The following is a 24,964-nucleotide window of genomic DNA, read 5'->3' on the forward strand; positions in this document are numbered from 1 at the left end:
ACGGGTTCAGGGATCGTGCATCGCGGATCGGCGATTGTACTCTCATGCCCGCTTTGGCGGGTTCATGAGAGGGAGTGTTCGATCATGAAGCTTGTCGCTCTATTCGGTGCCGCCGCGCTCGCCGCGGGCACCGTCGTCGCCGCCGCCCCGGCCGAGGCCGCTCCTGGGCCGCACGGCTGGCATGGCCCGCGTGGCGGACCGGGCTGGGATCGCGGACCCGGTTGGGGTCGCGGTCCGGGTTGGGATCGTGGGCCGGGTCGCCACCGCGGTTGGGATCGTGGTCCCGGCTGGGATCGCGGGCCGGGCTGGGGTCGTCCCGGTTATGGCTACGGCCGCAGCCGCGTCGTCTGCCGGTTGCAGCCGGGCTATTACGGACCGGTGCGGCGCTGCTTCCGCGTATGGCGCTGATCTGACCACTTGATCCTGCCGCCCGACCCCGCCATATGCGCCGCGGGAGTCGGGCGGACGTGGTCGTCGCCAACCCGGTCAGGTCCGGAAGGAAGCAGCCGCAACGATTTCGCCGCGGGTCGTCCCGGCTCCCACCGCAGCGTGCGAGGCATGCTGCGCGGCCGCTGGTGCAGAGCACCGTCCGACGTCATGGCTTCGCCATGATGTTTTTTTTGTTTATTGAGCCTTTAATCGCGGCGATCCTCTGCGGATCGCTCTGCTGATCTGTGTGCGCAAAAGAAGCGGGACCCCGGATCAAGTCCGGTGTGACGGAGTATGGGGGGCGGGTGTTCGGCGGGCCGGAGCCTTATCCCCGCTTGAGCCACGATCCTTCGCGGAACCACTTGGTCACGATATATTTCGTGCCCTCCACCACATCCATGCCCTCGTGCAGCGTCAGCGTGTTGGGCGTGCCGTCCGGGTTCATGTTGTTCCAGGCGAGCAGCAGCCCGCGGCGCGGTGCGATCTTGAAGCCGGCCTGCGGGAACCAGGTTTCGCCGCCTTCGGCGACGTCGTTGAGGTAGATCATCGCGGTCCACGTCCGCTGCCCACCCGACGCCTGGATCTGCGGCCAATAGCTTTCGGTGTCGTGGAAGTAATCGTGGTGCGCGCGGAAGTGCTGGCCGGGCGCATAGCGCTGGCCCTGCATCGTCTCGCCCTTCTCATGCGGCAGGCCGAGCAGGTCGGCGATCGATTCGTCGATCGGCTGCACCTCTGGCGCATAGCGGTTCATGTCGCAGCTTTCGCTGGTGCGAAAATCCGATTCGGGGCGGTCGGATAGCAGCGACGACGGCCGGCGGTCCGCGTCGATCATCGCGATCAGCGTGTCGCATTGCGCGGCATCGAGAAAATCGAGGTGGTAGAACAGCTCGACGCCCGACACCTCGGCCGCCGTCACCTGCGGATTGGCGGCAAGGCGGGTGGCGACTGCGCGACCCGTGTCGCGGCGTGCGGGCGAGGGGGCGGCGGCTTTCTTGCGGAAGAACATGGCGTGGGGAAAATGCCGTCGGGATAGGGACAAGACAAGAGGCCCGATGTCGCCACCGGGCCTCCCGTCATCCTGCCGATCGATCAGTAGAAGATGCCGTAGACCGCATCGACCACCAGCCCGCTGCGGACGTCGACCAGCAAGGCGTCGTCGTAATAGCGCACCCAGCGATACGGGCCGTAGGCTTCGGGCAGGCGATAGACGAAGGGATCGTCGATCCAGTAGCTCTGCGAGAAGAGCAGCGGCGCCAGCGAGATGCCGATCGAGAAGCGGCGGTAGCCATAGCCCCAGCCCGACGGCGCATAATAGCGCGGCAGGCGGAAGACACCGCGGTTGGCCGCGCGCTCACGCGCCCAGTCGTAGCGCCGGTCGTTGCGCCAGCCCCGATCCCAGTCGTTACGGCCCCAATCATTACGGCCCCAGTCGTTGCGCCGGTCGAAGCGGCCACGCTGGTTCCATCCCTGATCCCAGCCGCGCTGTTCGGTCCAGCGCCGATCGATGTCCTGACGCCGCTGCCAGTCGCGCTGTTCGCGGTCGCGGCGATCCTGATCGGCACGATCCGGTCCGGGGCGGTTCCAGTCGGGGCGGGGACTCGGGTCGATGCCCGGTCCGGGCCGGCCTGGACGCTGCCAGTCGGGGCGGCGCTCCATGCCGGGATCGGGGCGATCCGGCCGCTGCCAGTCGGGGCGTTGCCCATCGGGGCCGGGGCGCCGATCCGGGCCGGGCGCAGGGCCTTGGCCGTCCGGGCCGCCGGGGCGGTCGCGGCGCCACTGACCGCCATCGGGGCCGCCGGGGCGCTCGCCGCGCCATTGCGGGCGCTCGGTACGAATCTGGGCATCCACGCCGACCTCGGCCGACAGCGGCGGACGACCACCGTCGGGGCGCGGGCCACCCGGCGCCTGCCAGTCGCCACGACGGCCGGGACCGCCAGGGCCGCGCTCGCCCACCTCCTGCGCCTGCACCGCAACCGGCATCAGCATCGATGCAGCCAGCAACGCCTTGATCACGCTCTTCATGACGAACGTTCGTCCTTCCACTGCCGGCGCACGAGCCGGCCCCGATGATGACGTCGGAATGACACACCGGCGCTGTGCCGAAGCTGAATTGGTTCGTCAGCGTTGCGAAAGCTTGGGCCGTGGCGGACCCGTTTTTCCTACCGCGCGGGCGGCGGCACAAGCGCGGGGACGACGCGGGCGGCGTCGGCGGGATCGATGCCGGGACGGGCGCCCGCGGGGATCGTTTCCTCACCGCGCGCGGCGCGGGCGGCGCGCTGGATCGCCTCGACCAGCCGGGGGTAGATGCCGCAGCGGCACAGGTTGCGGATCGCCGCCTTGATCGCCGCTTCGTCGGGGTCGGTGTCGCGCTTTAGCAGTACCGACGCCGCCATGATGATGCCGGGTATGCAGAAGCCGCATTGCGGCACGTTGGCGGCGATGAAGGCGAGTTGCAGCGGGTGGTTTCGTTCGCGCGACAGCCCTTCGATCGTCGTGACGTAGCTGCCCTCGATCGACCCGATGGGAACGCGGCAGGACAAGACCGCGCGACCATCAATATCGACGGTGCAGGCACCGCAATCGCCGGTGCCGCAGCCGTATTTGGTGCCGGTCAGGTTGGATGCGTCGCGCAGCGCCCATAGCAGCGGCGTTGCGGGGTCGAGCCGATATTCGACCGGCTGGTTGTTGACCGTGAGGCGCGACATGAAAGCCCCATAAGCGAAACGCGGCGTTTCGATCCACAGCGATTGCGGACGGGGCGGCGTGCGGCGATCTTGGCGACATGACGCTTCCGACGCTGTTCGTGCCGCATGGCGGTGGTCCGTGCTTCTTCATGGACCCGCATGGCGGCCCGCCCGACCCGATGTGGCGGCCGATGCAGGCGTATCTTGCCGGGTTGATCGCGTCGCTGCCCGAACGGCCGCGTGCGATTCTGATGGTATCGGGGCATTGGGAGACGCCCGATCTGACCGTGCATGTCGGCGAGCGACCCGGGTTGCTGTTCGACTATTACGGCTTTCCCGACCACACCTATCATTTGCGTTGGGATGCACCCGGGGCGGTCGATTTGGCACGGGCGGCGGCAGACCTGTTGCGCGCGGCAGGGCATGCCGTCGGCGAAGAGGCACAGCGCGGCTGGGATCATGGCGTCTTCATCCCGATGATGGTCGCCAACCCTGACGCCGACATCCCGCTCGCCCAGCTGTCGCTGCGGGCCGATCTGGACCCCGCCGCGCATATCGCGATCGGGCGGGCACTGGCGCCGTTGCGCGATGCGGGGGTGCTGATCGTCGGATCGGGGATGAGCTTCCACAATCTGCGTGCGCGCGGGCCTGCGGTGACGCCGGTCGCGCGCGAATGGGACGATGCGCTGGTCGCCACCGTGACCGATCCCGATCCGGCACGGCGCGCGGCTCGGGTGGCAGCGTGGGAGACGCTGCCGCACGCCCGGTTCGCGCACCCCGAGGCCGAGCATCTGCTGCCGCTGATGGTCGCGCTAGGGGCGGGTGCGGACGATGCGGCGCTCTGCGACTATCGCGACGTGGTGATGGGCTGGGCGGTGTCGGGGTTTCGATTCGGGTGACGGGTATGCCGGGGGTCGGTGGTGCGGCTTGCCAGCGATGGCGGCGGGCGCCTATGCGCTGGGGATCATAATCTTCCCCAGGAGAGGCTGCCAGTCCCATGGCCATGCATGTCGACACAACCCAAGCCGCGGCCCGCGGCGATGCCGCGCACGGCTATGACGCGCCCGATCTGCGCATCTTCGTCATCGCGCTGTTCTTCATCTTCGGCGGTATCACCAGCCTCAACGACATCATCATCCCGAAGCTGAAGGAGCTGTTCACGCTCGACCATGCGACGTCGATGCTGGTCCAGTCGGCGTTCTTCCTGGCCTATGCGCTGTTCTCGCTGCCGGCGGCGGCGATCGTGCGCAAGGCGGGCTATATGCGCACCGCGTCGATCGGCCTCGTCACGATGATGGTCGGCTGCCTGCTGTTCATCCCGGCGGCGCAGAGCGCGACCTTCGCGATGTTCCTGGTTGCGCTGTTCGTGCTGGGTGCGGGCATCACGATCGTTCAGGTCGTCGCCAACCCGCTGATCTCGCTGCTCGGCAAGCCGGAAACGGCGTCGAGCCGCCTGACCTTCGCGCAGGCGTTCAACTCGCTGGGCACCACGATCTTCCCGCGCGTCGGCTCGTCGCTGATCCTCGGCGGGCTCGCCAGCGTCAGCGCGGCGTCGCTCAGCGGCGCGGCACTGGTAACGTACCGTCAGGAAGCGTCGCAGGCGATCGTCCATACCTATCTGGGCCTCGCGGTCGCGCTGCTGGTGATCGCCGCCGTCGTGTGGACGCGTCGCAACCGCCTGAAGGAAGAACAGGACCAGACGGGCAGCATCTTCCACGCCTTCACCCTGCTGAAGCGCCCGCGCTTCGCGATGGGAGCCGCGTGCATCTTCCTGTACGTCGGTGCGGAAGTCGCGATCGGGTCGGTCATCGTGCTGTATCTGATGCAGGCGTCGGTGTTCGGCATCGGCGATCAGGCCGCGGGCAATTACGTGCCTTATTACTGGGGCGGGGCGCTGGTCGGCCGCTTCATCGGTTCGTGGGTGCTGACCCGCGTCGCGCCGGGCAAGGTGCTCGCCGCCGTGGCGACGGGCGCGATCGCGCTGATCCTGATCTCCGCCAACACGACGGGTGCGATCTCGGGCTATGCGCTGCTGGCAATCGGCCTGATGAACTCGATCATGTTCCCGACGATCTTCAGCCTCGCCAGCGAAGGCCTGGGCAAGCGCGCCGCGGAAGGATCGGGCGTCATCGCCACCGCGATCGTCGGCGGCGCGATCATCCCGCCGCTGACCGGCCTGATCGCCGATGCGACCGGATCGATGCAGCTGTCGCTGACGCTGCCGGCGATCTGTTACGCGCTGATTCTGGCCTATGGCCTCTACGCACGGCGGTCGGCGGTGACGGCCTGAGCTACAGGCCGAGGCTCGCGATCTCCGCGGGCGTGAAGCCGAGATCGGCGAGCGTGGCGGCATCGGTCCGCTCGCTCGCCAGCGCGGGGGCCACGGTGGCGCTCGCCGAATAGCGCGGGGCGGGGGCGGGCTGGACCACGCCGCCCGCCTCAACCAACGTCTCGCGCGCGACATTGTGAGGATGGGCGGCGGCTTCGTCGAAGTCGAGGACAGGGGCCACGCACGCCTCGCTGCCCGCAAACGCTGCGACCCAGGCATCGCGCGACTTGGTCCGGAAGACGGCCGCCAGACCGTCGCGCATTGCTGGCCACGTGGAGGGATCGAGCTGGCGGTCCCATAGCGGATCGCTGAGGCCGAGCACGCGGCGGAGCGCGGCGTAGAAAGCTGGTTCGATCGCGCCGACCGCGATCCATTTGCCATCCTGCGTTTCATACGTGTCGTAGAAGGGGGCGCCGCCATCGAGCAGGTTGGTGCCGCGCGTGTCGCTCCACCGTCCCATGCCGCGGAAGCCCCAGATCATGCTCATCAGCAGTGCCGATCCGTCGGTCATCGCGGCGTCGACGACCTGCCCTTCGCCGCTGCGTTGCGCGTGGAGCAGCGCGGCAAGCATACCGAACGCCAGCATCATGCCGCCGCCGCCGAAATCGCCGACCATGTTGATCGGCGCCGTCGGCTTGTCACCAGCGCGCCCGAAGGCGTGGAGCGCGCCCGAGATAGCGATATAGTCGATGTCGTGGCCGGGGTCGGCGGCAAGGGGGCCGGTCTGTCCCCAGCCGGTCATGCGGCCGTAGACGAGGCGCGGATTGTCGTGGAGCAGCACGTCGGGGCCGAGGCCCAGCCGCTCCATTACGCCGGGGCGGTAGCCTTCGATCAGGCCGTCAGCGCTTGCGACGATGCGGCGGACCGCGGCGATGCCCTGCGGCGTCTTGAGGTCGATCGCCACTGATCGGCGCGAGCGTAGCAACGGGTCCTTGGTCGGATCGCTGAACCCCGGCTGGGGGCCGCGATCGATACGGATCACCTCCGCGCCATGGTCGGCGAGCATCATGCCGCAGAACGGGCCGGGGCCGATCCCCGCCATCTCGACGATGCGCAGTCCGGTGAGCGGTGGTGGCGCCATGTGTCCTCTCCCTCTGTTTCGGGGGAGGGTAAGCGTGGCGGTGAGCGAGCACAACAAATGTTATGCTAGGTGCGCGAGGCGTCTTTACCGATGCAATACCCCTCTCCCGTCACCCCGGACTTGATCCGGGGTCCCGCTACGCCTGTGCGGCCAAAGAAGCGGGACCCCTGCTCAAGGCCGGGGTGACGATGGGAGGTGACGGACCGGCGAACCCGTGGGAACCCCTCGCGATGTTCTTAGAACGCCGCGATGCCGGTGATTGCGCGGCCCAGGATCAGCGCGTGGACGTCGTGCGCGCCTTCGTAGGTGTTGACCGTTTCGAGGTTCATCGCATGGCGCATCACCTGATATTCGCCGCTGATGCCGTTGCCGCCGTGCATGTCGCGCGCCATCCGGGCGATATCGAGCGCCTTGCCGACGTTGTTGCGCTTGACGATCGAGACCATCTCGGGCGCGAACCGCCCCTCGTCCATCAGGCGACCGACGCGCAGCGAGGCTTGCAGGCCGAGTGCGATCTCGGTCTCCATGTCGGCAAGCTTCTTCTGATAGAGCTGGCGGCCGGCCAGCGGGGTGCCGAACTGCTTGCGGTCGAGGCCGTATTGGCGGGCGGCGTGGAAGCAGAATTCCGCGGCGCCCAATGCGCCCCAACTGATGCCGTAACGCGCGCGATTGAGGCAGCCGAATGGACCCTTCAGCCCCTCGACGTTGGGCAGCAGCGCGTCCTCGCCGACCTCGACATCATCCATGACGATGCCGCCGGTGATCGAGGCGCGTAAGGAGAGCTTGCCCTCGATCTTTGGCGCGGACAGGCCCTTCAATCCCTTGGTGAGGATGAAGCCGCGGATTGCGCCGCCGTGTGCGTCGCTCTTCGCCCAAACGACGAAGACGTCGGCGATCGGGCTGTTCGAAATCCAGGTCTTGGCGCCGTTGAGCACATAGCCGCCGTCCACCTTGCGCGCCCGCGTCGTCATGCCGCCGGGATCGGAGCCGGCATCGGGTTCGGTCAGGCCAAAGCAGCCGATATATTCGCCGCTGGCGAGCTTGGGCAGGAAGGCGTGGCGCTGTTCCTCCGAACCGTAGGCGTAGATCGGGTACATCACGAGGCTCGACTGGACGCTCATCATCGAGCGGTAGCCGGAGTCGATCCGCTCGACCTCGCGGGCGACGAGGCCATAGGCGACGTAACTGGCGCCGACGCCGCCATATTCTTCCGGGACGGTCGGGCCGAGCAGCCCCAGTTCGCCCATCTCTCGGAAGATCGCAGGGTCGGTATGTTCGTGCTGGAACGCTTCGACGATGCGCGGGGCGAGCCGATCCTGCGCATAGGCGCGTGCGGTGTCGCGGATCATCCGCTCGTCTTCGCTCAACTGCTCGTCGAGCAGGAAGGGATCCGCCCAGTCGAACTTGCCCATGCCGGCCATCGCATCGTCTCCTTTTGAAGAGCCGGTACGGGAGGATGCGGGAGGGGGCAAGGGGGCAGCCGATCCATCCCGTCACCCCGGAACACGTCCGGGGTGACGAGCGGCGCGAGGCAAGCGGCGGTTACAGGCCGAAGCGCAGCGTCACGCGGATGTCGCGGCCGGCGAGCGGCGCAAAGTCCTTCAGGAAGCTCGAATGGCGGCGCGCCACGACATCGAAGATGTTGTTGGCCGAGAGCAGCAGGCTGGTCTTGCTGTCCTGCCCGAACGGACGGATCGAGGCGCTGGCGTTGACCATCGTGTAGCCGGGCGTGCGCGTTTCGAAGGCGGCGAGGCGATTTTGCGCGAACACATGCTCCGCCTCGATCCGGCCACCCAGCCGGTCGCCCTGCGCTTCCAGCCCGCCGAGGACACGGGCCGGCGGGATGCGGGGCACGGGGCCGACGTCGACGATATTGGCGTGGACGTAATCGCCGAGCAGGTCGGCGTTGATCGTGTATTTGCCGATCCGGGCGAGGCGGACCGAGGCGTCGGCCTCGAACCCGTAATAGCGTGCGTCACCCTGCTGATACTGGAAGCAAGGCAGGCCCGACAGGTCGTCGGTGCGGGCGAGGCAGACGGCGGGGTCGACGCGGTTTTCCGAAATGTAGTTGGTGAACCAGTTGTAATAGGCCGAGGCGTCGAGGCTGAAGCCATCGCCATGCGCGTGTAGCGTCGCCTCCAACCCCCAGCTCTTTTCCAGGCTGAAGTTCGGGTTGCCGAGCTCATAGGCCTGGGTGCCGGCGTGCGGGCCGTTGGCCAGCAATTCCTCCGCCGAGGGCGCGCGCTCGGTGCGCGAGCCGTTGAGGCCGATGCGCACCCCGTTGGCGATCGCATAGGAGGCGCCGATCGAGCCGGACAGCGCCTCGAAATGGCGCTTGCCCCCGAAGAAGCGATCGTTGCCCACCGGCACGCGGCCGGCGACGTCGGTCAGCTCATAGCGCAGGCCGCCCTCGGCGCGGAACGGGCCGTTGGCATATTGTTGCAGCGTAAAGAAGCCGATCTGGTTGGTTTCGTTCTTTGGCAGGAAGGCTTCGTCGCCGACTACGTTGAAGATGCGGTTGAAATATTGAACGCCGCTGGCGCCCTGCCAGCCGCCGCGATTGGCCTGGACCAGCTCGAGACGCCCTTCGAGGCCCTTATTGTAGAAAGCGGTGCCGACACTGCCGTCCTCTTCGAGTTCGAAGTGGCGGTAGTTCGCCTGGCCGGCGCGGACGCGGATCTTCTCGAGGACGCTGCCGCCGGTCTGCACCTCGCCGCGCAAGTCGACGCGGTTCTGGACGACGGAGAGGCGCGGGGCTTCCTGTTCCTGGCCCACGGCGGTCGCGTAGCGGATGGGGACGCCGTACAGGCTGTCATAATGGCTGTACGACACGCCCAGATTGCCGGTGTCGGTGATGATCGATGCGCCGGCACCCGCGGTCCACGTCTCCGACGCTGAATTGGGCAGGCGGTTCCGCAGTGCAGCCGAGGCGGCGAAGTCGATCGGTTCGTCGGTATCCTGCGGCAGGCCGACCTGGCTGAGCGCGGCGGCACGGGCGGCGGGGGAGAGGATGTAGCCGCGGCCGGTGCGCAGGTCGTTCGACTTGAGGTACGATCCGTCGGCGTGCAGCACGATGTTGTTCGTGACGGCAACGTCGCCCGCAGCGCCGCCCGACCGCTCGGTCGCCGCCGAGCCGTACGCGGCGATCCCGTTCAGGCGGTAGCCGTTTTCGGGCACGGTGCGCGGTATGCGCGTGTCGATGACGTTGACGACACCGCCGACCGCGGACGATCCGAACAGCAAGGCGGACGGGCCGCGCAGCACCTCGACCCGCTCGGCGAGCAGCGGATCGATGATGACGGCATGGTCGACGCTGGTGTTGCTGACGTCGATCGCGCCGATACCATCGGTCAGCACGCGGATACGGTCGCCCTGGAAGCCGCGCAGGATGGGGCGCGAGGCGCTGGGGCCGAACGAGGTCGCGGATACGCCGGGCTGGCGGGCGAGCGTTTCGCCGATCGTCGGGCGCAATTCGCGGGTCAGCTGCTCGCCCGACAGAACGGTGGTGCCCTGCAATACGTCGCGCTCGCTCTGCGGTACGGCGGCGGTGACGATGATGTCCTTGCCCTGCGGCGCGGCTTCGGGGGCGCCGGTCTGGGCAAAGGCGGGGCTGGCGAGCAGGCTGGCGCCGGCGAGCAGGAAGGTGCGCATGGATACTCCGCGTAAAAACACGCCCGGACCCGGGCGTTGTGCAACTGCGAAGCGTCTGTGCGACGTGATACGTTATATCAAGATGAAATCGGTGTGACGGCGCGGTTACGTCAGCACTGTGGCCCCGATGCTACAGGCTGGTGCGGACGTTGAGCAGTTCGGGGAAGAAGCGCTGTTCGACCACACGCGCGAGATAGGGGACGCCCTCGGTGCCGCCGGTCCCGGTCTTGAAGCCGATGACGCGCTCCACCGTCTTCAAATGGCCGAACCGCCACAACTGCACGTGATATTCGAGGTCCACCAGCTTTTCGGCCAGTGCGTACAGATCCCAATGGTCGTTGGGATGGCCGTAGATCGTCGCCCAGCAGGCTTCGACGTCGGGCGATGGGGGGACGCTTTGGGCAAAGTCCCGTTCCAGCCGGTCGGCGGGGATCGGCAGGCCGCGGCGCGCGAGCAGGCGCAACGCTTCGTCATACAGGCTGGGGCGGGCGAGTTCGTCGGACAGGCGGGCGCGAACGTCGCCTTCGTCGAACACGTCGACCATCGCCGGATTGCGATTGCCCATCACGAATTCCAGGCTGCGATATTGGTCGGATTGGAATCCCGAGCTTGACCCCAGTTTGCCGCGCATCGCGGCGTAATCGGCGGGGGTCATCGTCGCCAGCACCTCCCACGACTGGATCAGCTGCGCCTGGATGCGGCTGACCCGTGCCATCATCTTGAGCGCCGGCGCGACGTCATCCGCAGCGATCCGCCGCCGCGCCTCGCCCAATTCGTGCAGGCACAATTTCATCCAGAGTTCGGACGCCTGATGGATGGTGATGAACAACAGTTCGTCATGGACACCGCTCAACGGGCTCTGCACGTCGAGCAGTTCGGGCAGGCGCAGATAGCTGCGGTAGGTGATCGTCATGGCGACAGCGTAGCGTGGCCTGATTCAGGCTTCCAGTAGCACCAGCAGTTCGAGCCGGATGGCGTCCGCGTCGCGACGCAGCGCGAGGTCGGCAACGAGGCGACCTGGCGCAGACAAGTCTTCCTCGGGTAAGGCGGCGAACCAGGCGGTGGCGTCGCCATCGACCGTCACCGCCATGGTCAGGCGATAGCCAATGAAGGTGGCGCTGGACCAGGGCGTTTCCGAAAAGTCACTAAAAGTCGCACCGACGCCATAGTTTCGCGCACTGCGTTCCAAGGATTTCAACAGCCTGGCATGCGGGTCGTGGCCACGGCTCATGCGCGCCGCTCCGCCATGAAGCGTTCGATGCGATGTTCCAGATCCTGGCCGACGATTCGGCCGCGCATCATGTCGGTCACGAGCCGCGGATCGTTGACCGTCCGCCGCCCGAACTCGCTGCGGGACATCTTGGTCACGCGCAGATAGCGATCGATCTTCAACAGCAGGCACATGCATCTCCCTCCCGAGTCCGCGAATCATGTTCTTCATATGTTCTCATCGTTTCGGCTTGTCTAGGAAAAATCCTACGCTAAGGTCGAGCCTGTGGAGCAGGACGATCCAAGGGTGCGGCTGAAGGCCTTGGCCGACGCGCGGGGCGACAGTCTGGCGGCGCTATCGGCGATGATCGGGCGCAACGCTGCCTATCTGCAGCAGTTCGTGACGCGGGGATCGCCACGCCGATTGGCGGAGGATGACCGGCGGCGGCTGGCGGACTATTTCGGGGTCGACGAGGCGGCCTTGGGCGGGCCGCAACAGCGGCGGGCGTTCACGGTGCCGCGGCTGGACGTGGCGGCGTCGGCGGGGCCGGGTGCGCTGGTCGACAGCGAGATCGTGCTGGGGGCCGAGGCGCTCGATCCGGCGCTCGCCGCGCGACTGGGCCTGCGCGAGGGGCTGACGGGAATCGTGCGGGTGCGCGGCGATTCGATGGAGCCGGGGCTGATCGACGGCGATCTGATCGTGGTCGACCGGGCGCGGCGGTCACCGGATGCGACGGGCGCGGTGTTCGTGCTGCGCATCGACGATGCGGTGATGGTGAAACGCGTGGCGCGCGGGCGGGGCGGGGTGACGATCGGCAGCGACAATCCATCCGCGCCGCCGGTGCCCGAGGGGACGGTCGAGGTGATCGGCCGCGTCGTCTGGCTGATGCGCGCGCCGCGTTAGCGCCGTCGGTCGCGCAGCCAGACCGCGACGGCACCGGCGGCGCCGATCGCCAGTCCTGCCAGGAAGCCGATCGTCACCTGTCCCTGCATCAGCCCGATGGCGGTGCCGCCGATCGAACAGAGGGCGATCAGGATGCCGCCCGCGGCGGAAGGAGGAGTGTCGGCCATGGTCGAGCCCTGCCACGTCCCGCGCCGGGACGCCAGCGTCCCCGCTCGGGACAGGCGGGACGGCAGGCCGCACAGGCATTTACCATCGGACGCGGCAGGCGCGCGCCGATCCGCCGACATTGGCACGGCGATTGTAGATACGACCGGTGCCGCGTTCGCTTGAGGAGTTTTTCGCTTATGGTCGCTTTGTATGTCGCCGATGCGCAACAGGTCGCCGAGGCGGCCGAGCTGATCGCGACGTTCGGCGATCATGCCCCGGTGGAGGCCGCGATCCGCGCGGGCCATATGCGCGACATCGGCAACCACGTGCATTTCTGCCGCTGGCGTCAGACCGAGCGGCTGGTGGAGCTGCTGGCGTCGGACGAGGTGGTCGGTACGGTTCACTGAGCCGCGCGCGCGGCTAGGTTGCTGCAGGCTCGCGCCGTTGGCGGTGGGCATGCGACCCCGTCATGCCGGCGAACGGGATGCGTCGCCTAGGCCGTATCGCCATTCACCGTCGTGATGGATTTTTCGACGAGCGGAAAGGCCCGAAGAAAAAGAGTTTTGTTCGCGCGGAGGCGCGGAGGCGCGGAGGCGCAGAGGACGCAGAGATGTCATGCGCGTGGCAGCGCTTCGCCTTCACCGCGACCGAGATAGACAGGCCGCTCGCGCGGCAAACGCGACGCCTCTGCGTCCTCCGCGCCTCCGCGCGAACCGACTTGTCGTCACCTCGTCGTATCTAGGCGTGAATGAATGTTGATCGGTCCTAGGTCGCCGATGGAGTCGGACGGCTAGCCAATCTGGATTCCCGCCTGCGCGGGAATGACGGCATTGAGGCGTGAAGGCCCGGTATTGGCAGGGCGCGCAAGGCCGCTGACCCTTCCTCCCACTGTTCGCTGGCGGACGAAAGCCGTCCGGCATGCGTCCGGCCGGTCCGTCGCCGCGTCCGGTCGATCGGGATTCGCGCCGGTGTGGGACTTTTGCGCCGGGGCGCCGCGCGCTAGGACAGGCGCATGGTGTCGCGTTGGGGGTGGTTCGGGCTAGGCGCGACTGCCGCGTTCCTTGTTGCCGGATCGGCTGCGGCGCAGACCTCGCCCGCGGGGGATACGGCGCGTCCACCATCCGCGCCCACAACCGACGGTGGCGTGTCGCTCGATCCCAACGCCCCGCTCGCGGCATTGCCCGATATCGGGGTCGCCTGGCCCGAGCTGAAACCCGACGCGACCGAGGCGGCTGCCACGCAGGCGACCGATGCGGCGGGCGAGCGGCGCTATGGCTGGCGGATCGAGGGGATCGACAGCGCCGCGACGCCGCTGCTGCGCCGCCGGTTCGAGGAATTGTCGACGCTGGCGGAGAATGACGGCAGCGCCGCCAATGCCGCGCAGCTCGATCGGCGTGCGCGCGAGGACGGCGACCTGCTGCGCACGTTGCTGCGCGGTGAGGGCTATTACGATGCGCGTGTCACGACGCGGATCGAACCGAGCGTCAAGCCGCAGGTGGTGCTCGCGGCCGAGCCGGGGACGCTGTATCGCTTCACCGCGGTGACACTGGGCGGCGTCGGCGCGGCGGGGGACAAGGCACCGGTGCTCGACAAGGCCTTCGGGGTGAAGGCGGACGACCCGGTCAACGCCGACGCGATCGTTGCGGGCACGACGCAATTGCGCGCGAAGGCGGGGCAGGCGGGCTTCCCCTTCGCCGACATCGGCGAGCCGCAGATCGTGGTGGATCATGCGACCAAGACCGCGACGCTCGACCTTGCCGTCGCGACCGGCAACGCGCGGCGGTTCGGGCGGATCGTCGCATTGCCCGGCAATCGGGTGTTCGACGCGGACCATGTGCAGGAGATTGCGCGCTTCCAGCCCGGGGATGCGTATAATGCCGCGTCGCTCGACGATCTGAGGCGCGCGCTGATCCAGACGGGCCTCGTGTCCTCCGTCGAGGTGAAGCCGATCGCGGACGCCGATCCCGGCACGGTCGATATCGGCGTCAAGATGGAGCCGGCGCCGCCGCGCACGATCGCGGGCGAGCTGGGCTATGGCACGGGCGAAGGCGCGCGCGCCGAAATCAGCTGGACGCACCGCAACCTGTTCCCGCCCGAGGGCGCGCTGACGCTGCGCAGCGTGCTGGGCACGCAGGAGCAATTGGGCAACATCGTCTTCCGCCGCAGCAATGTCGGCGGGCGCGACCGGGTGCTGACGCTGCAGGCCGCCGCCGCCCATACGGTGCGTGACGCCTATGACGCGAAGACGTTCACGCTGGCCGGCAGCCTGGAGCGGCAGACGACGATCTTCTTCCAGAAGGCGTGGACCTGGTCGCTGGGCGGCGAACTCATCGCGTCGGACGAGCGCGACGTGATCGCGGCGACGGGCGAGCCGCGGCGGCGCACCTTCTTTATCGGCGCGGTGCCGACCAGCCTGAATTACGACGGGTCGGACGACCTGCTCAATCCGACGCGCGGCTTTCGCATCGGCGGGCGGTTCAGCCCGGAAGTGTCGTTGCAGGGCAATGTCTTCGGCTATGCGCGGATGCAGCTGGATGCCAGCGCCTACCAGCCCGTCCATAGCGGCGTGGTGCTGGCGGAGCGCATCCGGCTGGGGTCGATCCTGGGCGCACCGCGTGACCAGATCGCGCCGTCGCGGCGCTTCTATGCAGGCGGCGGCGCGTCGGTGCGCGGATACGGCTTCCAGGCGATCGGCCCGCGCGACGTCAACAACGATCCGATCGGTGGGCGCAGCCTGGCCGAATTCTCGATCGAGACGCGGGTCAAGACGTTCGGGAATTTCGGCATCGTGCCGTTCCTCGACGGTGGCACGGTCTATACCACGGCCTTCCCGGGGCTGGGCGATTTCCAATACGGCGCGGGCGTCGGCGTGCGCTATTATTCGAACTTCGGGCCGATCCGCCTCGACGTCGGCACGCCGCTGAACCCCAAGCCGGGCGATAGCCGCATCGCCGTCTACGTATCGCTGGGGCAGGCGTTTTGAGGCGCGCCTTGCGCTGGCTGGGGCTGGGCATCGTCGCGCTGGTGGCGGTGTTCGTCGCTGCGCTGGCACTGGTCGACACCGGCATCGGCCATCGCTGGGTCACGGAGCGGATCGCGACGGTGCGCACCGCGAATGGGCTGCGCTTCGCGATCGGGCGGATCGACGGGTCGCTGTATGGCAGGGCGCGGCTGACCGATGTGCGCGTCTACGATCTCGACGGACTGTTGCTGCAGGCGCCATCGGTCGATCTCGACTGGCGGCCCTGGGCGTGGGTGCGGCATCGGCTGGTGATCCGGCGGCTGGCGGTGGGGCAGGCGGTGCTGTTCCACGCACCGCATACGCGGGCAAACCCGCAGCGCGGACCGATCCTGCCCGATTTCGATATCGCGATCGACGATCTGCGTGTCGATCGACTGGTGCTCGCGAAGCCGGTGCTCGGCACGCCGCGGGTCGGGCGGATCGCGGGGCGGGCGGATATCCGTGACGGACGGGCCCTCGTGCGGCTTGGCGCGGTGGTCGCGGGGACCGATCGGCTGGCGGTGCGGATCGATGCCGCGCCGGATCGTGACCGGTTCGACATCGACGTGCGCGCAGCCGGCGCCGCGAACGGTGTGCTGGCGCGCAGCCTCGGCGTGCGGCGGGCGGTGCGGCTGGACGTCGACGGCAAGGGCAGCTGGACGCACTGGCGCGGGCGTGCGGTCGGGCGGATCGGTACGGCACGGGCGATCGACCTCGCGCTGGCGGCGGATGCTGGCCGCTATACGCTGGGGGGCGAGGTGGCGACGGGGGGATGGACCAGCGCGGTCGTCCAGCGGCTGACCAGCCCGCGTGTGCGTATCGCGGGCTCTGCGACCTTCGCCGACCGGCGGCTCGACGGCACGCTGTCGCTGCGCAGCACGGCGCTGGCGATGACGACGACCGGGGTGATCGATCTCGGCACATCGGCCTGGCGCAACGTGCGGATCGAGGCGCGGCTGCTGCGCCCCGCCGCGGTGATCCCGACGATGAGCGGCAGCGGCGTCGTGCTGCGCGCGGTGCTGGACGGCGGGTTCCGGACCGCGCAGTTCGACTATCGCCTGCGCGCCGACCAGCTGGCGATCGACCGGACCGGCATGCGCGGCGTGCGGCTGGCGGGCAGCGGACGGCTGGGCGGCCGTGTGCTGACGATGCCGACGCGCTTCGTTGCGGCGGAGGTGACGGGCGTGGGCGACGTCGCCGGCGGCATCCTGCGCAACCTCAGCCTCGACGGGCCGGTGCGGCTGACGGGATCGCTGCTGACCGCCGATGCGCTGCGGCTGCGATCGGACAAGCTCGACGGGCGGATCATGGTGTCGCTGGATCTGGCGACCGGGCGATACGAGGCGGGACTGAACGGGACGCTCGGGCGGCTGTACATCAAGGGGCTGGGCGTCGTGGACGTCCGATCCGACCTGCGCGTTGTGCCGGGGCCGGGCGGCAAGGGCACGCGGATCGTCGGGCGCGGGATCGCGCAGGTCGTGCGGCTCGACAACGGCTTCCTGCGCACGCTGACCGGTGGTCTGCCGCGCGTCGTCGCATCGCTGGAACGCGCGCCCGACGGGACGATCCGCTTTGCCGATCTGGTGCTGACGTCGCCGCTGCTGACGTTGCGGGGCAGCGGCTATCGCCGCAACGACGAGACGTTCCATATCGACGCGACCGGGCGGCATGCCCGCTACGGTCCGGTGACGATGCTGCGGCTGGATGGGAAGATCGACCGGCCGACGCTCGATATCGTCTTCGCCGCGCCCAATGCGACGCTTGCGCTGAGCCAGGTGCGGCTGCACCTCGACCCGACGCCGACCGGATTCAACGTCCAGGCGCAGGGCGGATCGCGGCTGGGGCCGTTCGCGGGGACGGGGCGCATCCTGCTGTTGCCGCCGGGCGTCGACGACGTGCTGTTCGTCGACCGGCTGGCGGTGAGTGGCACGGTTGCATCGGGCCGGCTCGCGATGCCGCCGGGCGGGTTCGAGGGCACGCTGACCGTAGCGGGCGGCGGCCTGTCGGGCGCGTTGCGCTTCCACCCGGTGGGCACGGTGCAGCAGATCGTGATGAGCCTGGATGCCGCGAATGCGCAGCTGGCGGGCGCGACGCTGCGGCGTGGGCATCTGGAAGCGACGCTGCTGCTCGATCCGGCGGGAGCGTCGATCGATGCGACCGCATCGGGGCAGGGGCTGCGACAGGGGCGGCTGAGCCTCGCGCGCTTTGCGGGGAGCGCCAAGCTGCGCGGCGGGACGGGGGAAATTCGTGCGTCGATCGCCGGATCGCGCGGCCGGGCGTTCGATGTGCAGACCTTGATCGCGGTGGCGCCGGATCGCTATACCGTGTCGGCGCAGGGTACGCTCGACCGCCGGCCGCTGAAATTGCTCGAATCCGCGATCGTCACGCGCGATGGCGACGGGTGGCAGCTCGCGCCGACGAAGCTCGCCTTTGCGGGTGGCGAGGGGAGCCTGGCGGGGCGGTTCGCCGACAACGCGCTGGCGGTGGATGCCAGCCTGACGCGCATGCCGCTCGCCATCCTCGACATCGGCTTTCCGCGGTTGGGGCTGGGCGGCACCGCGTCGGGCCGGATCGTCTATGCCAGCCGGGCGGGCGAGGCACCGACCGGGCGGATCGACCTGACGCTGCGCGGGCTGAGCCGTGCTGGCCTCGTCCTCGCGTCGCGGCCGATCGACGTGGGGCTGGCGGGCGTGCTCTCCGCCGACCGGCTTGGCGTGCGCGCGGTGATGGCGTCGGGCGGGCGGACGATCGGGCGGGCGCAGGCGCTGCTCAAGCCGCTGGGGGCGGGCGACCTCGCCAGCCGTATCGCCGCGGCGCCGCTGATCGCACAGCTGCGCTATCAGGGGCCGGCGGATACCTTGTGGCGGCTGACGGGCGTCGAGCTGTTCGACCTGTCCGGCCCCGTCGCGATCGGCGCGGACGTCAGCGGGCGGATCGGCGCGCCGGTGATCCGGGGCGTGTTGCAGGCCAATGGCGCGCGGATCGAAAGCGCCGCGACCGGCACCGTGCTGACCAACGTCGTCGCCAGCGGCAAGTTCGGCGGATCGCAATTGCAGATCGACCGCTTCGCCGCCGACGCGGGCAAGGGCGGGCGCGTGACCGGCGTCGGCACGTTCGATTTCGGCGCGGCGCGCGGCGTGGGGGTCGACGTGCGGTTGCAAGCGGATCGCGCGGTGATGATCAACCGCGACGATTTCGGCGCGACCGTCACCGGGCCGCTGACCTTCTTGTCCAAGGGCGTCGGCGGCCAGATCGCGGGTAACGTCCTGCTCGACCGCAGCCGTTATCGCCTGGGGCAGGCGAGCGCCGCCACCGCGGTGCCGCGGCTCAACATCCGCGAGATCAACCTGCCCGACGGCGGCGAAGAGGACGAGGCGCCGCCATCGCCCTGGACGCTGGCGATCAAGGCGAAGGCGCCCGACAAGATGATTGTCAGCGGCCTGGGCCTGTCGAGCGAATGGTCCGCCGACCTGTCGATCGCGGGCGAGCCGGGCAATCCGGCGATCACCGGCCAGGCGACGCTGGTCCGCGGCGACTATGAATTCGCCGGCCGCAAGTTCGAGCTGCGTCGCGGCATCATCCGCTTCGGCGGCGAGGTGCCGGCCAATCCCGCGCTGGATATCGAGGCGAATGCCGACAGCACGGGCCTGAGCGCCTCGATCCGCGTCACCGGCACGGCACTGAAGCCCGAGATCAGCTTCACCAGCGTGCCGGCGCTGCCGCAGGACGAATTGCTGTCGCGCCTGCTGTTCGGCACGTCGATCACCAAGCTGTCCGCGCCCGAGGCGTTGCAGCTCGCCGCGGCGGTGGCGGCGTTGCAGGACGGCGGCAACGGCCTCAACCCGATCAACGCGGTACGGCGTGCGGCGGGGCTCGACCGGTTGCGTATCCTGCCCGCCGACCCGCAGACGGGTCAGGGCACGTCGATCGCGGCGGGCAAGTTCGTGACGCGGCGGCTGTATGCGGAAATCGTCACCGACGGGCAGGGCTATTCGGCGACGCGGCTGGAATATCAGGTCACGCGCTGGCTCTCGCTGCTGTCCAGCATCTCCACCTTGGGCCGGCAAAGCGCGAACGTGCGCGTGTCGAAGGATTATTAACGCGCCGCAGCGGTTCCGCTGAGCGCCATCGTCGGCTAGGGCCTGTCCATGTCCGACGTATCCGCCCCGTCGCCGCGTTCCCGCCGCTGGACGCTTTACCGCCTGCGCGCGCTGCTGCGATCGCGCGGGCCGACCAGCGTGCGCTTCCGGCGGCGGATCGCGGTGATCACCGGGGCGATCCTGATCGGCATCGTCGCGGTGCTGTTCGCCGAGGCGGCCGATTATACGGGACTGGTGTTCAGCGCCTATGCGCGCACCTGGCACTGGCTGCCGCTCGTCACGACGCCGCTGGGCTTCATGGCGCTCGTCTGGCTGACGCGGCGGTTCGTGCCGCTGGCGCGCGGTTCGGGCATCCCGCAGGTGATGGCGGCGCAGACCGACCCGACCGCGGCGACGGGCGGGTTGATCGCGGTGAAGACGGTGCTGGGTAAGGTCGTGCTGACCATGGCGGCGATCCTGTGCGGCGCGAGCGTCGGGCGCGAAGGGCCGACGGTGCAGATCGCCGCGGCGGTGATGGGGATCAGTCACCGCGTGCTGCGCGTACCGTTGAAGGGCGCGGTGGTGATCGCGGGCGGCGCGGCGGGCGTCGCGGCGGCGTTCAACACGCCGCTGGCGGGCGTGATGTTCGCGATCGAGGAACTGGCCGCCGCCTATGAGCAGAAGGTGACGCTGCTGGTGCTGTCGGCGATCGTCATCGCCGGCCTCGTCGCGCAGAGCCTGGCGGGCGACTATATCTATTTCGGTGCGATCGGCGCGCATATGCCGACCGCGAGCGCGCTGATCGTCGTGCCGGTCGCGGGCGTCTTCGGCGGACTGGCCGGCGGGCTGTTCTCGCGCGTGCTGCTGGGGCTCGCCAGCGGGCCGGGTCGCGTAACACGCTGGACAAAGGCGAACCCGGTGCTGTTCGCCGGCATCTGCGGCGTCGTCGTCGCGGTGCTGGGCGTGTTCTCGGCCGGGCTGACCTGGGGCACCGGCTATTCCGCGGCGCGGGCGATGATCATCGGCGTCGATGCACCCTTGTGGTTCGGGCCGGCGAAGGCGCTGGCGACGACGGCGACCGCGGTCGCCGGGCTGCCCGGCGGCATCTTCGCACCCAGCCTGGCGGTGGGGGCGGGTGTCGGCAATCTGTTACACGCGGTGTTCCCGAACGATCCGGCGGGCGCGGTCGTGATCCTCGGCATGGTCGCCTATTTCGCGGGCGTCGTGCGTGCGCCGCTGACCGCGGTGATCATCCTGTCCGAAACGACGGTGAGCCGCGGGCTGCTGCTGCCGATGTTCGCCACCGCCTTCATCGCCGACTGGGCGAGCCAGCTGGTGTGCCGCGAGAAGCTGTATCACGGGCTGTCGCAGACGTTTCGGTAAGGCGCGCGACCACCAGCCCGTCCTCGTCATTCCCGCGGAGGCGGGAATCCAGATGCGCTACCGTTTCGCTTCTGTCGCTGAGGTTAGAGGTTATGGATTCCCGCCTGCGCGGGAATGACGGGGGTGGGGGTTAGCGCAGCGCGCGCACCTCGGGCGTGTCGAGGCAGCGCATCATGTCGGCCGATTGCATCGCGCGGCCGGTCTGCGGCGCGGTGTAGACGGGCACGTCGAACGGCTTGCCGAGCCCTTCCGCCGTAAAGCCACTGCCACCCGTGCAGCGCATCGCCGCCGCCAGCATCCTTGGCGGCGTGTCATAGCCTTCGTAGGACAGGCGGAACGTGCCCCAGTGGATCGCCATCGATCGCGCCGCGCCCAGGCGCTGGTGGATGAGCGCCGCCTCTGCGGGGCCGACATGGCTGCCCGACGACATTTGGCCGGGCGCGAAGCGGAAGGCGCCGATCGGGATCATCGCAAAGCGGATCGGGCCGTAGGTCGCGGCCTCCGCGGGCCACAGGCCATCGCCGAAGCCGGTGTCGCCCGCGAAGAAGATGTTGCCGCCGCTGGGCAGCGCGACGACGAAGCTGGACCAGAGCGCGCGGTTGCGATCGGTGAACCAGCGGCTGCCCCAATGGTGGTTGCGCGTCACGAACACGCGCGCGCGGTCGCCGGGGCACCAGCTGTCCGGGTCACAGCGGATGTCGCTGCTGGTGTCCTGGATGCCGGAGGCGGTGAGCGTCGCGTTGCCGCCCCAGTCGAGTGCGGTCGCCTTCGCGCCAGTCTGGCCGATGACGCTGTCGTTGCCCAGGCTGGTGACGATCGCGGGATGATCCCGCTCCCACAACCGCTTCAGCGTCGCCTGATCGAGGTGATCGTAATGATTGTGGCTGACCAGCACGAGATCGATCTTCGGCAGATCGTCGAACCGGATGCCGGGTGTTGCGACGCGCTGTGGACCGAAACCGAACGGGCCGGCGCGCTCCGCATAGATGGGGTCGGTGAGGATGTTGAGGCCGTGCGTCTGAATGAGGACGCTGGCGTGGCCGATCCACGTCACGACCATGCGATCGCCATCGATCCGCGCGGCGGGGCGGGACGGTGTGACCGCCACGCTCTTGGGCCATTCGGGACGCCCGTCGTTTCCAATCAAATAACGCCAGAAGAAGCCGGTGCGGCTGCCGCCCGTGGGCATGCGCATCGTGTCCTGATCGCCATCGGGATTGAAGAAGCGCTGCCCGTCGTAATGGTCGCTTTCGTCGCCTTCGTAATAGATGCGGTCGAGGAAGCGCGGGACGATCGTCACGGTCAGGCCGAATGCGATGACGAGCGCCAACACGATGCCGCCGATGATCTTCAGTGCCAGCGCCACGGCAGCCCCTTTGGAGATTGATGCGGGTGAACGCCGCGGAGGTGCCGTGGGTTCAATGGCACGTCAATCGCGGGTGGGCGTGGGAGGGGACTTGTGCGGGCCGTGCGCTCGGCTAGCATCCCGCCGCAAAGGGGATGGATATGCGTCGGATTGCGTTGGGTTTTCTGTTGGCGAGCCCCGTGCTTGCAACGCCGGCGGTCGCGCGTCGGGTCACCGTCGAAGAGGTGCCGCTGGAGCAGGTGCAGGCGCTAATGACCGCGGGCAAGGCGACGAGCGTCGAGGTGACGCGCGCCTATCTCGACCGGATCGCCGCGCTGGATCGCAAGGGGCCGGCACTCCGCAGCGTGATCGCGATCAATCCGGATGCGCTGGCGCAGGCGAAGGCGCTGGATGCCGAACGCAAGGCGGGGCGTATCCGGGGGCCGCTGCATGGCGTGCCGGTGCTGATCAAGGACAATGTCGAAACCGCCGATCGGATGGCGACGACCGCAGGCAGCCTGGCGCTGAAGGACAATTTCACCGGGCGCGACGCGCCGGTGGTGGCGCGGCTGCGCGCGGCGGGCGCGGTGATCCTTGGCAAGACGAACCTGAGCGAATGGGCGAATATCCGGTCGACGCACGCGATGAGCGGGTGGAGCGCGGTCGGCGGGTTGGTGAAGAACCCCTATGCGCTGGATCGTACCGCGTGCGGATCCTCGTCCGGATCGGGCGCGGCGGTGGCGGCGAGCTTCGCCGCGGCGGCGGTGGGGACGGAAACCGACGGGTCGGTCGTGTGCCCGTCATCGATCAACGGCCTTGTCGGGTTGAAGCCTTCGATCGGCCTCGTCAGTCGCACGCATGTGGTGCCGATCAGCCATTCGCAGGACACGCCCGGGCCGATGGCGCGCAGCGTGCGCGACGTCGCGGTGCTGTTTTCGGCGATGGTCGGGCCCGATGCCGCCGATCCGGCGACGGCGGGCGCGGTTCCGCGCGATTATGCGGCGGGGCTGTCGGTCAGCGCGCTGTCGGGGATGCGCGTGGGTGTGATTCGGCCGAAGGACATGCCCGCAGACCTCGCCGCGCGCTACGACGCGGCGCTGGCCGTACTGACCGCGGCGGGCGCGGTGCTGGTGCCGGTGACGCCGCCCAAGCTCGATGGGGTGGGCGATGCCGAATTCATGGTGCTGAAGACCGAGCTGAAGGCTGACCTGAACGCGTATCTCGCGACGACGCCGTCGGCGGTGACAGCGCGCGACCTCGACCAGCTGATCGCCTTCAACCGCGATCATGCGACGCAGGAAATGCCGTTCTTCGGGCAGGAGATTTTTGAGATGGCGGCGCAGACCAAAGGCCTGCGCGATCCTGAATATGTGGCGGCGCGGGCCAAATCGCTGAAGGCGGCGAGCGGTGCGATCGACGGTATGCTGACGGCGGCGGGCGCACAGATACTGGTCGAGCCGACCTATGCCGAGGCGTGGCTGAGCGATCCCGTGTATGGCGATCAATATAACGGGCCGTCGTCGTCGGAGCTGCCCGCGATCGCCGGTTATCCCAATCTCACCGTGCCGATGGGGCTGGTGAGGGGGCTGCCGGTCGGCTTGTCGTTCATCGCGACGAAGAACGGCGAGGCGACGGTGCTGGGCGCTGGCTATGCCTATGAGCAGCGGGCGAAGGCGCGCGTGGCGCCGCGCTATCTCGCGCAGGCGGATGTGGGGGCGGGGCTGGAGGGAAGTCGCTGAGGTCCCGCACCCACCCTCACCCTGCGGGTGAGGGCGGATTAGGCGCGAAACCGCTGTTCCAGGCGCCACTGCCAGAGCATCAGCAGCGGCACGGCGCCCAGTTCCATTGCGAAGCCGAACACATGCCCCGCGGACGGTACGCCGACCGCGACCAGCGATACGATCCGGCTGAGGCCGCCCGCGACCACCAGCGCGCCCAGCAGGCGGAAGCGGGGGCCCTTGCGCTCGATCCCGGGGATGCACGTCGCGAACGCGATACCGACGGCGAAGAAGATGCCGGAGATGTAGCGGAAATGGCTGTCGAGATCGGTCGGGATCACCGGCGGATGGCCGAGGAAGCCGGGCCCCCGCGCCACGCTCCAGCCGCCGACCGACAGCGGGACGAGACAGGCGAGCGCCACCACGATTTGTAGCGCACGGCGCTCCACCGCGGGGCTCACGACAGAATCTCCTTCCGCACGTGAATCGCGCGAAGCGACACGCGCACCTCCCACATGAAGGCGGCGAGGCAACAGGTGAGCAGCGTCACCGCGACGATGAAGCAGAAGGCGATGCCGGTGCCGATGTGCAGCCGCGCGATATTGGCGACGAACAGCATCGCGATGACGATGCACGCCATCACCGCGCTCAACACGGCGAGGAACAGCGCCGCGTTGATGATCGACATGCGTTCGTCGAGCAGCTTCAACTCCCAGATGTCGCGCTGCTGATCGCGGCCGCTTTCGGCGATAACCCGTTCTTCCAGCACGCGGGCGCGATCGATGACGCGGGCGAGGCGGCCGGCGAGCACGTTCAGGATCTGGCCGATCGCCGCCAGCATGAAGACGGGGGCGAGCGACAGCTGGATCGTCTGCGCGATCGTGGACACCTGGAGCAACGTGGGCATGGCGCCATCATATCCGGGACGGCGCCGCGTGAAAGGGCCGATCCGTTCCGGGCGGGCAGTTTGTCGATCGCGGGGCTGCGATCGGCGGATTTTCGTT

General features: G+C 68.7%; 22 protein-coding genes and 1 other RNA gene. 10 read left to right on the forward strand and 13 right to left on the reverse strand.

Annotation, left to right across the window (positions count from 1 at the left end; translation table 11 throughout):
• The first annotated feature begins 84 nt into the window (after positions 1–84).
• Together ACP690_RS09645 and ffs are read left to right on the forward strand one after the other, a co-directional pair.
• Complete coding sequence (locus ACP690_RS09645; protein ID WP_294284407.1) at positions 85–408, forward strand: hypothetical protein; 324 nt, start codon at positions 85–87, stop codon at positions 406–408.
• 43 nt (positions 409–451) lie between these two features.
• Positions 452–545, forward strand: an RNA gene (gene ffs / locus ACP690_RS09650) — signal recognition particle sRNA small type.
• A 209-nt stretch (positions 546–754) separates the two neighbouring features.
• Here ffs and ACP690_RS09655 read toward each other — a convergent pair.
• From ACP690_RS09655 to ACP690_RS09665, 3 genes are all read right to left on the reverse strand, one after another.
• A complete protein-coding gene (locus ACP690_RS09655) occupies positions 755–1,435 on the reverse strand; it encodes a 2OG-Fe(II) oxygenase (RefSeq protein WP_043059446.1) in 681 nt (226 codons plus the stop codon).
• 83 nt (positions 1,436–1,518) lie between these two features.
• Positions 1,519–2,451 (reverse strand): RcnB family protein, encoded by a 933-nt coding sequence (locus ACP690_RS09660; protein ID WP_426261065.1) that lies wholly within the window; start codon positions 2,449–2,451, stop codon positions 1,519–1,521.
• Between the two features lie 137 nt (positions 2,452–2,588).
• On the reverse strand, positions 2,589–3,134 hold the full coding sequence (locus ACP690_RS09665) for a (2Fe-2S)-binding protein (RefSeq protein ID WP_017977883.1): 546 nt from the start codon (positions 3,132–3,134) through the stop codon (positions 2,589–2,591).
• A 77-nt stretch (positions 3,135–3,211) separates the two neighbouring features.
• Here ACP690_RS09665 and ACP690_RS09670 point away from each other — a divergent pair, with 77 nt between their 5' ends.
• Both ACP690_RS09670 and ACP690_RS09675 read left to right on the forward strand, forming a co-directional pair.
• The gene (locus ACP690_RS09670) at positions 3,212–4,012 is read left to right on the forward strand and encodes a DODA-type extradiol aromatic ring-opening family dioxygenase (RefSeq protein ID WP_426261064.1); all 801 of its coding nucleotides are present in this window, start codon (positions 3,212–3,214) and stop codon (positions 4,010–4,012) included.
• Between the two features lie 98 nt (positions 4,013–4,110).
• A complete protein-coding gene (locus ACP690_RS09675; protein WP_426261063.1) occupies positions 4,111–5,403 on the forward strand; it encodes a sugar MFS transporter in 1,293 nt (430 codons plus the stop codon).
• Position 5,404: 1 nt separating this feature from the next.
• Here ACP690_RS09675 and ACP690_RS09680 read toward each other — a convergent pair whose 3' ends face one another.
• The 6 genes from ACP690_RS09680 to ACP690_RS09705 form a co-directional block, all read right to left on the reverse strand.
• Complete coding sequence (locus ACP690_RS09680; protein WP_426261062.1) at positions 5,405–6,523, reverse strand: CaiB/BaiF CoA transferase family protein; 1,119 nt, start codon at positions 6,521–6,523, stop codon at positions 5,405–5,407.
• Positions 6,524–6,759: 236 nt separating this feature from the next.
• Complete coding sequence (locus tag ACP690_RS09685) at positions 6,760–7,944, reverse strand: acyl-CoA dehydrogenase (protein WP_426261061.1); 1,185 nt, start codon at positions 7,942–7,944, stop codon at positions 6,760–6,762.
• Between the two features lie 121 nt (positions 7,945–8,065).
• Positions 8,066–10,174 carry a TonB-dependent receptor gene (locus ACP690_RS09690; RefSeq protein WP_426261060.1) on the reverse strand — a complete coding sequence of 703 codons (2,109 nt, stop codon included), beginning with the start codon at positions 10,172–10,174 and terminating at the stop codon, positions 8,066–8,068.
• A gap of 130 nt (positions 10,175–10,304) precedes the next feature.
• Positions 10,305–11,087 carry a tryptophan 2,3-dioxygenase gene (locus tag ACP690_RS09695; protein WP_426261059.1) on the reverse strand — a complete coding sequence of 261 codons (783 nt, stop codon included), beginning with the start codon at positions 11,085–11,087 and terminating at the stop codon, positions 10,305–10,307.
• Between the two features lie 24 nt (positions 11,088–11,111).
• Positions 11,112–11,405 (reverse strand): hypothetical protein, encoded by a 294-nt coding sequence (locus tag ACP690_RS09700; RefSeq protein ID WP_426261058.1) that lies wholly within the window; start codon positions 11,403–11,405, stop codon positions 11,112–11,114.
• The gene (locus ACP690_RS09705) at positions 11,402–11,578 is read right to left on the reverse strand and encodes a hypothetical protein (RefSeq protein WP_167509714.1); all 177 of its coding nucleotides are present in this window, start codon (positions 11,576–11,578) and stop codon (positions 11,402–11,404) included. Before ACP690_RS09705 ends, ACP690_RS09700 begins: the two co-directional genes overlap by 4 nt.
• Before the next feature lie 91 nt (positions 11,579–11,669).
• Between ACP690_RS09705 and ACP690_RS09710 the strand changes: the two genes are divergently transcribed.
• Positions 11,670–12,287, forward strand: coding sequence for a S24 family peptidase (locus ACP690_RS09710; protein WP_426261057.1), 618 nt, complete (start codon positions 11,670–11,672; stop codon positions 12,285–12,287).
• Here the strand turns inward: ACP690_RS09710 and ACP690_RS09715 are convergent.
• Positions 12,284–12,454, reverse strand: coding sequence for a hypothetical protein (locus tag ACP690_RS09715; protein WP_167509715.1), 171 nt, complete (start codon positions 12,452–12,454; stop codon positions 12,284–12,286). The two genes, ACP690_RS09710 and ACP690_RS09715, sit on opposite strands and share 4 nt — an antisense overlap.
• 177 nt (positions 12,455–12,631) lie before the next feature.
• Between ACP690_RS09715 and ACP690_RS09720 the strand changes: the two genes are divergently transcribed.
• The 4 genes from ACP690_RS09720 (at position 12,632) to ACP690_RS09735 (ending at position 20,897) form a co-directional block, all read left to right on the forward strand.
• Entirely contained in the window at positions 12,632–12,841 is a 210-nt protein-coding gene (locus ACP690_RS09720; RefSeq protein ID WP_017977894.1) for a hypothetical protein, read from the forward strand.
• Positions 12,842–13,446: 605 nt separating this feature from the next.
• The gene (locus tag ACP690_RS09725; RefSeq protein WP_426261056.1) at positions 13,447–15,417 is read left to right on the forward strand and encodes an autotransporter assembly complex protein TamA; all 1,971 of its coding nucleotides are present in this window, start codon (positions 13,447–13,449) and stop codon (positions 15,415–15,417) included.
• 8 nt (positions 15,418–15,425) lie between these two features.
• A complete protein-coding gene (locus tag ACP690_RS09730) occupies positions 15,426–19,535 on the forward strand; it encodes a translocation/assembly module TamB domain-containing protein (RefSeq protein WP_426261077.1) in 4,110 nt (1,369 codons plus the stop codon).
• A 48-nt stretch (positions 19,536–19,583) separates the two neighbouring features.
• Positions 19,584–20,897 carry a chloride channel protein gene (locus ACP690_RS09735; RefSeq protein ID WP_426261055.1) on the forward strand — a complete coding sequence of 438 codons (1,314 nt, stop codon included), beginning with the start codon at positions 19,584–19,586 and terminating at the stop codon, positions 20,895–20,897.
• A gap of 130 nt (positions 20,898–21,027) precedes the next feature.
• Here the strand turns inward: ACP690_RS09735 and ACP690_RS09740 are convergent, their stop codons facing one another.
• Positions 21,028–22,263, reverse strand: coding sequence for an MBL fold metallo-hydrolase (locus ACP690_RS09740; protein ID WP_426261054.1), 1,236 nt, complete (start codon positions 22,261–22,263; stop codon positions 21,028–21,030).
• Between the two features lie 134 nt (positions 22,264–22,397).
• Here ACP690_RS09740 and ACP690_RS09745 point away from each other — a divergent pair, with 134 nt between their 5' ends.
• A complete protein-coding gene (locus tag ACP690_RS09745) occupies positions 22,398–23,981 on the forward strand; it encodes an amidase (protein WP_426261053.1) in 1,584 nt (527 codons plus the stop codon).
• 38 nt (positions 23,982–24,019) lie between these two features.
• Here the strand turns inward: ACP690_RS09745 and ACP690_RS09750 are convergent, their stop codons facing one another.
• Together ACP690_RS09750 and ACP690_RS09755 are read right to left on the reverse strand one after the other, a co-directional pair.
• Entirely contained in the window at positions 24,020–24,421 is a 402-nt protein-coding gene (locus ACP690_RS09750) for a DUF4345 domain-containing protein (RefSeq protein WP_426261052.1), read from the reverse strand.
• A complete protein-coding gene (locus ACP690_RS09755; RefSeq protein ID WP_017977902.1) occupies positions 24,418–24,867 on the reverse strand; it encodes a DUF2721 domain-containing protein in 450 nt (149 codons plus the stop codon). The genes ACP690_RS09750 and ACP690_RS09755 overlap by 4 nt, the downstream gene beginning before the upstream one ends.
• Between the last annotated feature and the right edge of the window lie 97 nt (positions 24,868–24,964).

The organism is Sphingomonas sp. DC4900, from assembly GCF_049896485.1.
Classification (GTDB): domain Bacteria; phylum Pseudomonadota; class Alphaproteobacteria; order Sphingomonadales; family Sphingomonadaceae; genus Sphingomonas; species Sphingomonas aquatilis.

Coding starts and splice junctions, on each gene's coding strand:
- ACP690_RS09720 (WP_017977894.1), top strand. CDS start 12,632: ATGGTCGCTTTGTATGTCGCCGATGCGCAACAGGTCGCCGAGGCGGCC.
- ACP690_RS09680 (WP_426261062.1), bottom strand. CDS start 6,523: ATGGCGCCACCACCGCTCACCGGACTGCGCATCGTCGAGATGGCGGGG.
- ACP690_RS09725 (WP_426261056.1), top strand. CDS start 13,447: ATGGTGTCGCGTTGGGGGTGGTTCGGGCTAGGCGCGACTGCCGCGTTC.
- ACP690_RS09665 (WP_017977883.1), bottom strand. CDS start 3,134: ATGTCGCGCCTCACGGTCAACAACCAGCCGGTCGAATATCGGCTCGAC.
- ACP690_RS09745 (WP_426261053.1), top strand. CDS start 22,398: ATGGATATGCGTCGGATTGCGTTGGGTTTTCTGTTGGCGAGCCCCGTG.
- ACP690_RS09715 (WP_167509715.1), bottom strand. CDS start 12,454: ATGGCCGACACTCCTCCTTCCGCCGCGGGCGGCATCCTGATCGCCCTC.
- ACP690_RS09690 (WP_426261060.1), bottom strand. CDS start 10,174: ATGCGCACCTTCCTGCTCGCCGGCGCCAGCCTGCTCGCCAGCCCCGCC.
- ACP690_RS09755 (WP_017977902.1), bottom strand. CDS start 24,867: ATGCCCACGTTGCTCCAGGTGTCCACGATCGCGCAGACGATCCAGCTG.
- ACP690_RS09695 (WP_426261059.1), bottom strand. CDS start 11,087: ATGACGATCACCTACCGCAGCTATCTGCGCCTGCCCGAACTGCTCGAC.
- ACP690_RS09705 (WP_167509714.1), bottom strand. CDS start 11,578: ATGTGCCTGCTGTTGAAGATCGATCGCTATCTGCGCGTGACCAAGATG.
- ACP690_RS09660 (WP_426261065.1), bottom strand. CDS start 2,451: ATGAAGAGCGTGATCAAGGCGTTGCTGGCTGCATCGATGCTGATGCCG.
- ACP690_RS09655 (WP_043059446.1), bottom strand. CDS start 1,435: ATGTTCTTCCGCAAGAAAGCCGCCGCCCCCTCGCCCGCACGCCGCGAC.
- ACP690_RS09670 (WP_426261064.1), top strand. CDS start 3,212: ATGACGCTTCCGACGCTGTTCGTGCCGCATGGCGGTGGTCCGTGCTTC.
- ACP690_RS09675 (WP_426261063.1), top strand. CDS start 4,111: ATGGCCATGCATGTCGACACAACCCAAGCCGCGGCCCGCGGCGATGCC.
- ACP690_RS09685 (WP_426261061.1), bottom strand. CDS start 7,944: ATGGCCGGCATGGGCAAGTTCGACTGGGCGGATCCCTTCCTGCTCGAC.
- ACP690_RS09700 (WP_426261058.1), bottom strand. CDS start 11,405: ATGAGCCGTGGCCACGACCCGCATGCCAGGCTGTTGAAATCCTTGGAA.
- ACP690_RS09735 (WP_426261055.1), top strand. CDS start 19,584: ATGTCCGACGTATCCGCCCCGTCGCCGCGTTCCCGCCGCTGGACGCTT.
- ACP690_RS09645 (WP_294284407.1), top strand. CDS start 85: ATGAAGCTTGTCGCTCTATTCGGTGCCGCCGCGCTCGCCGCGGGCACC.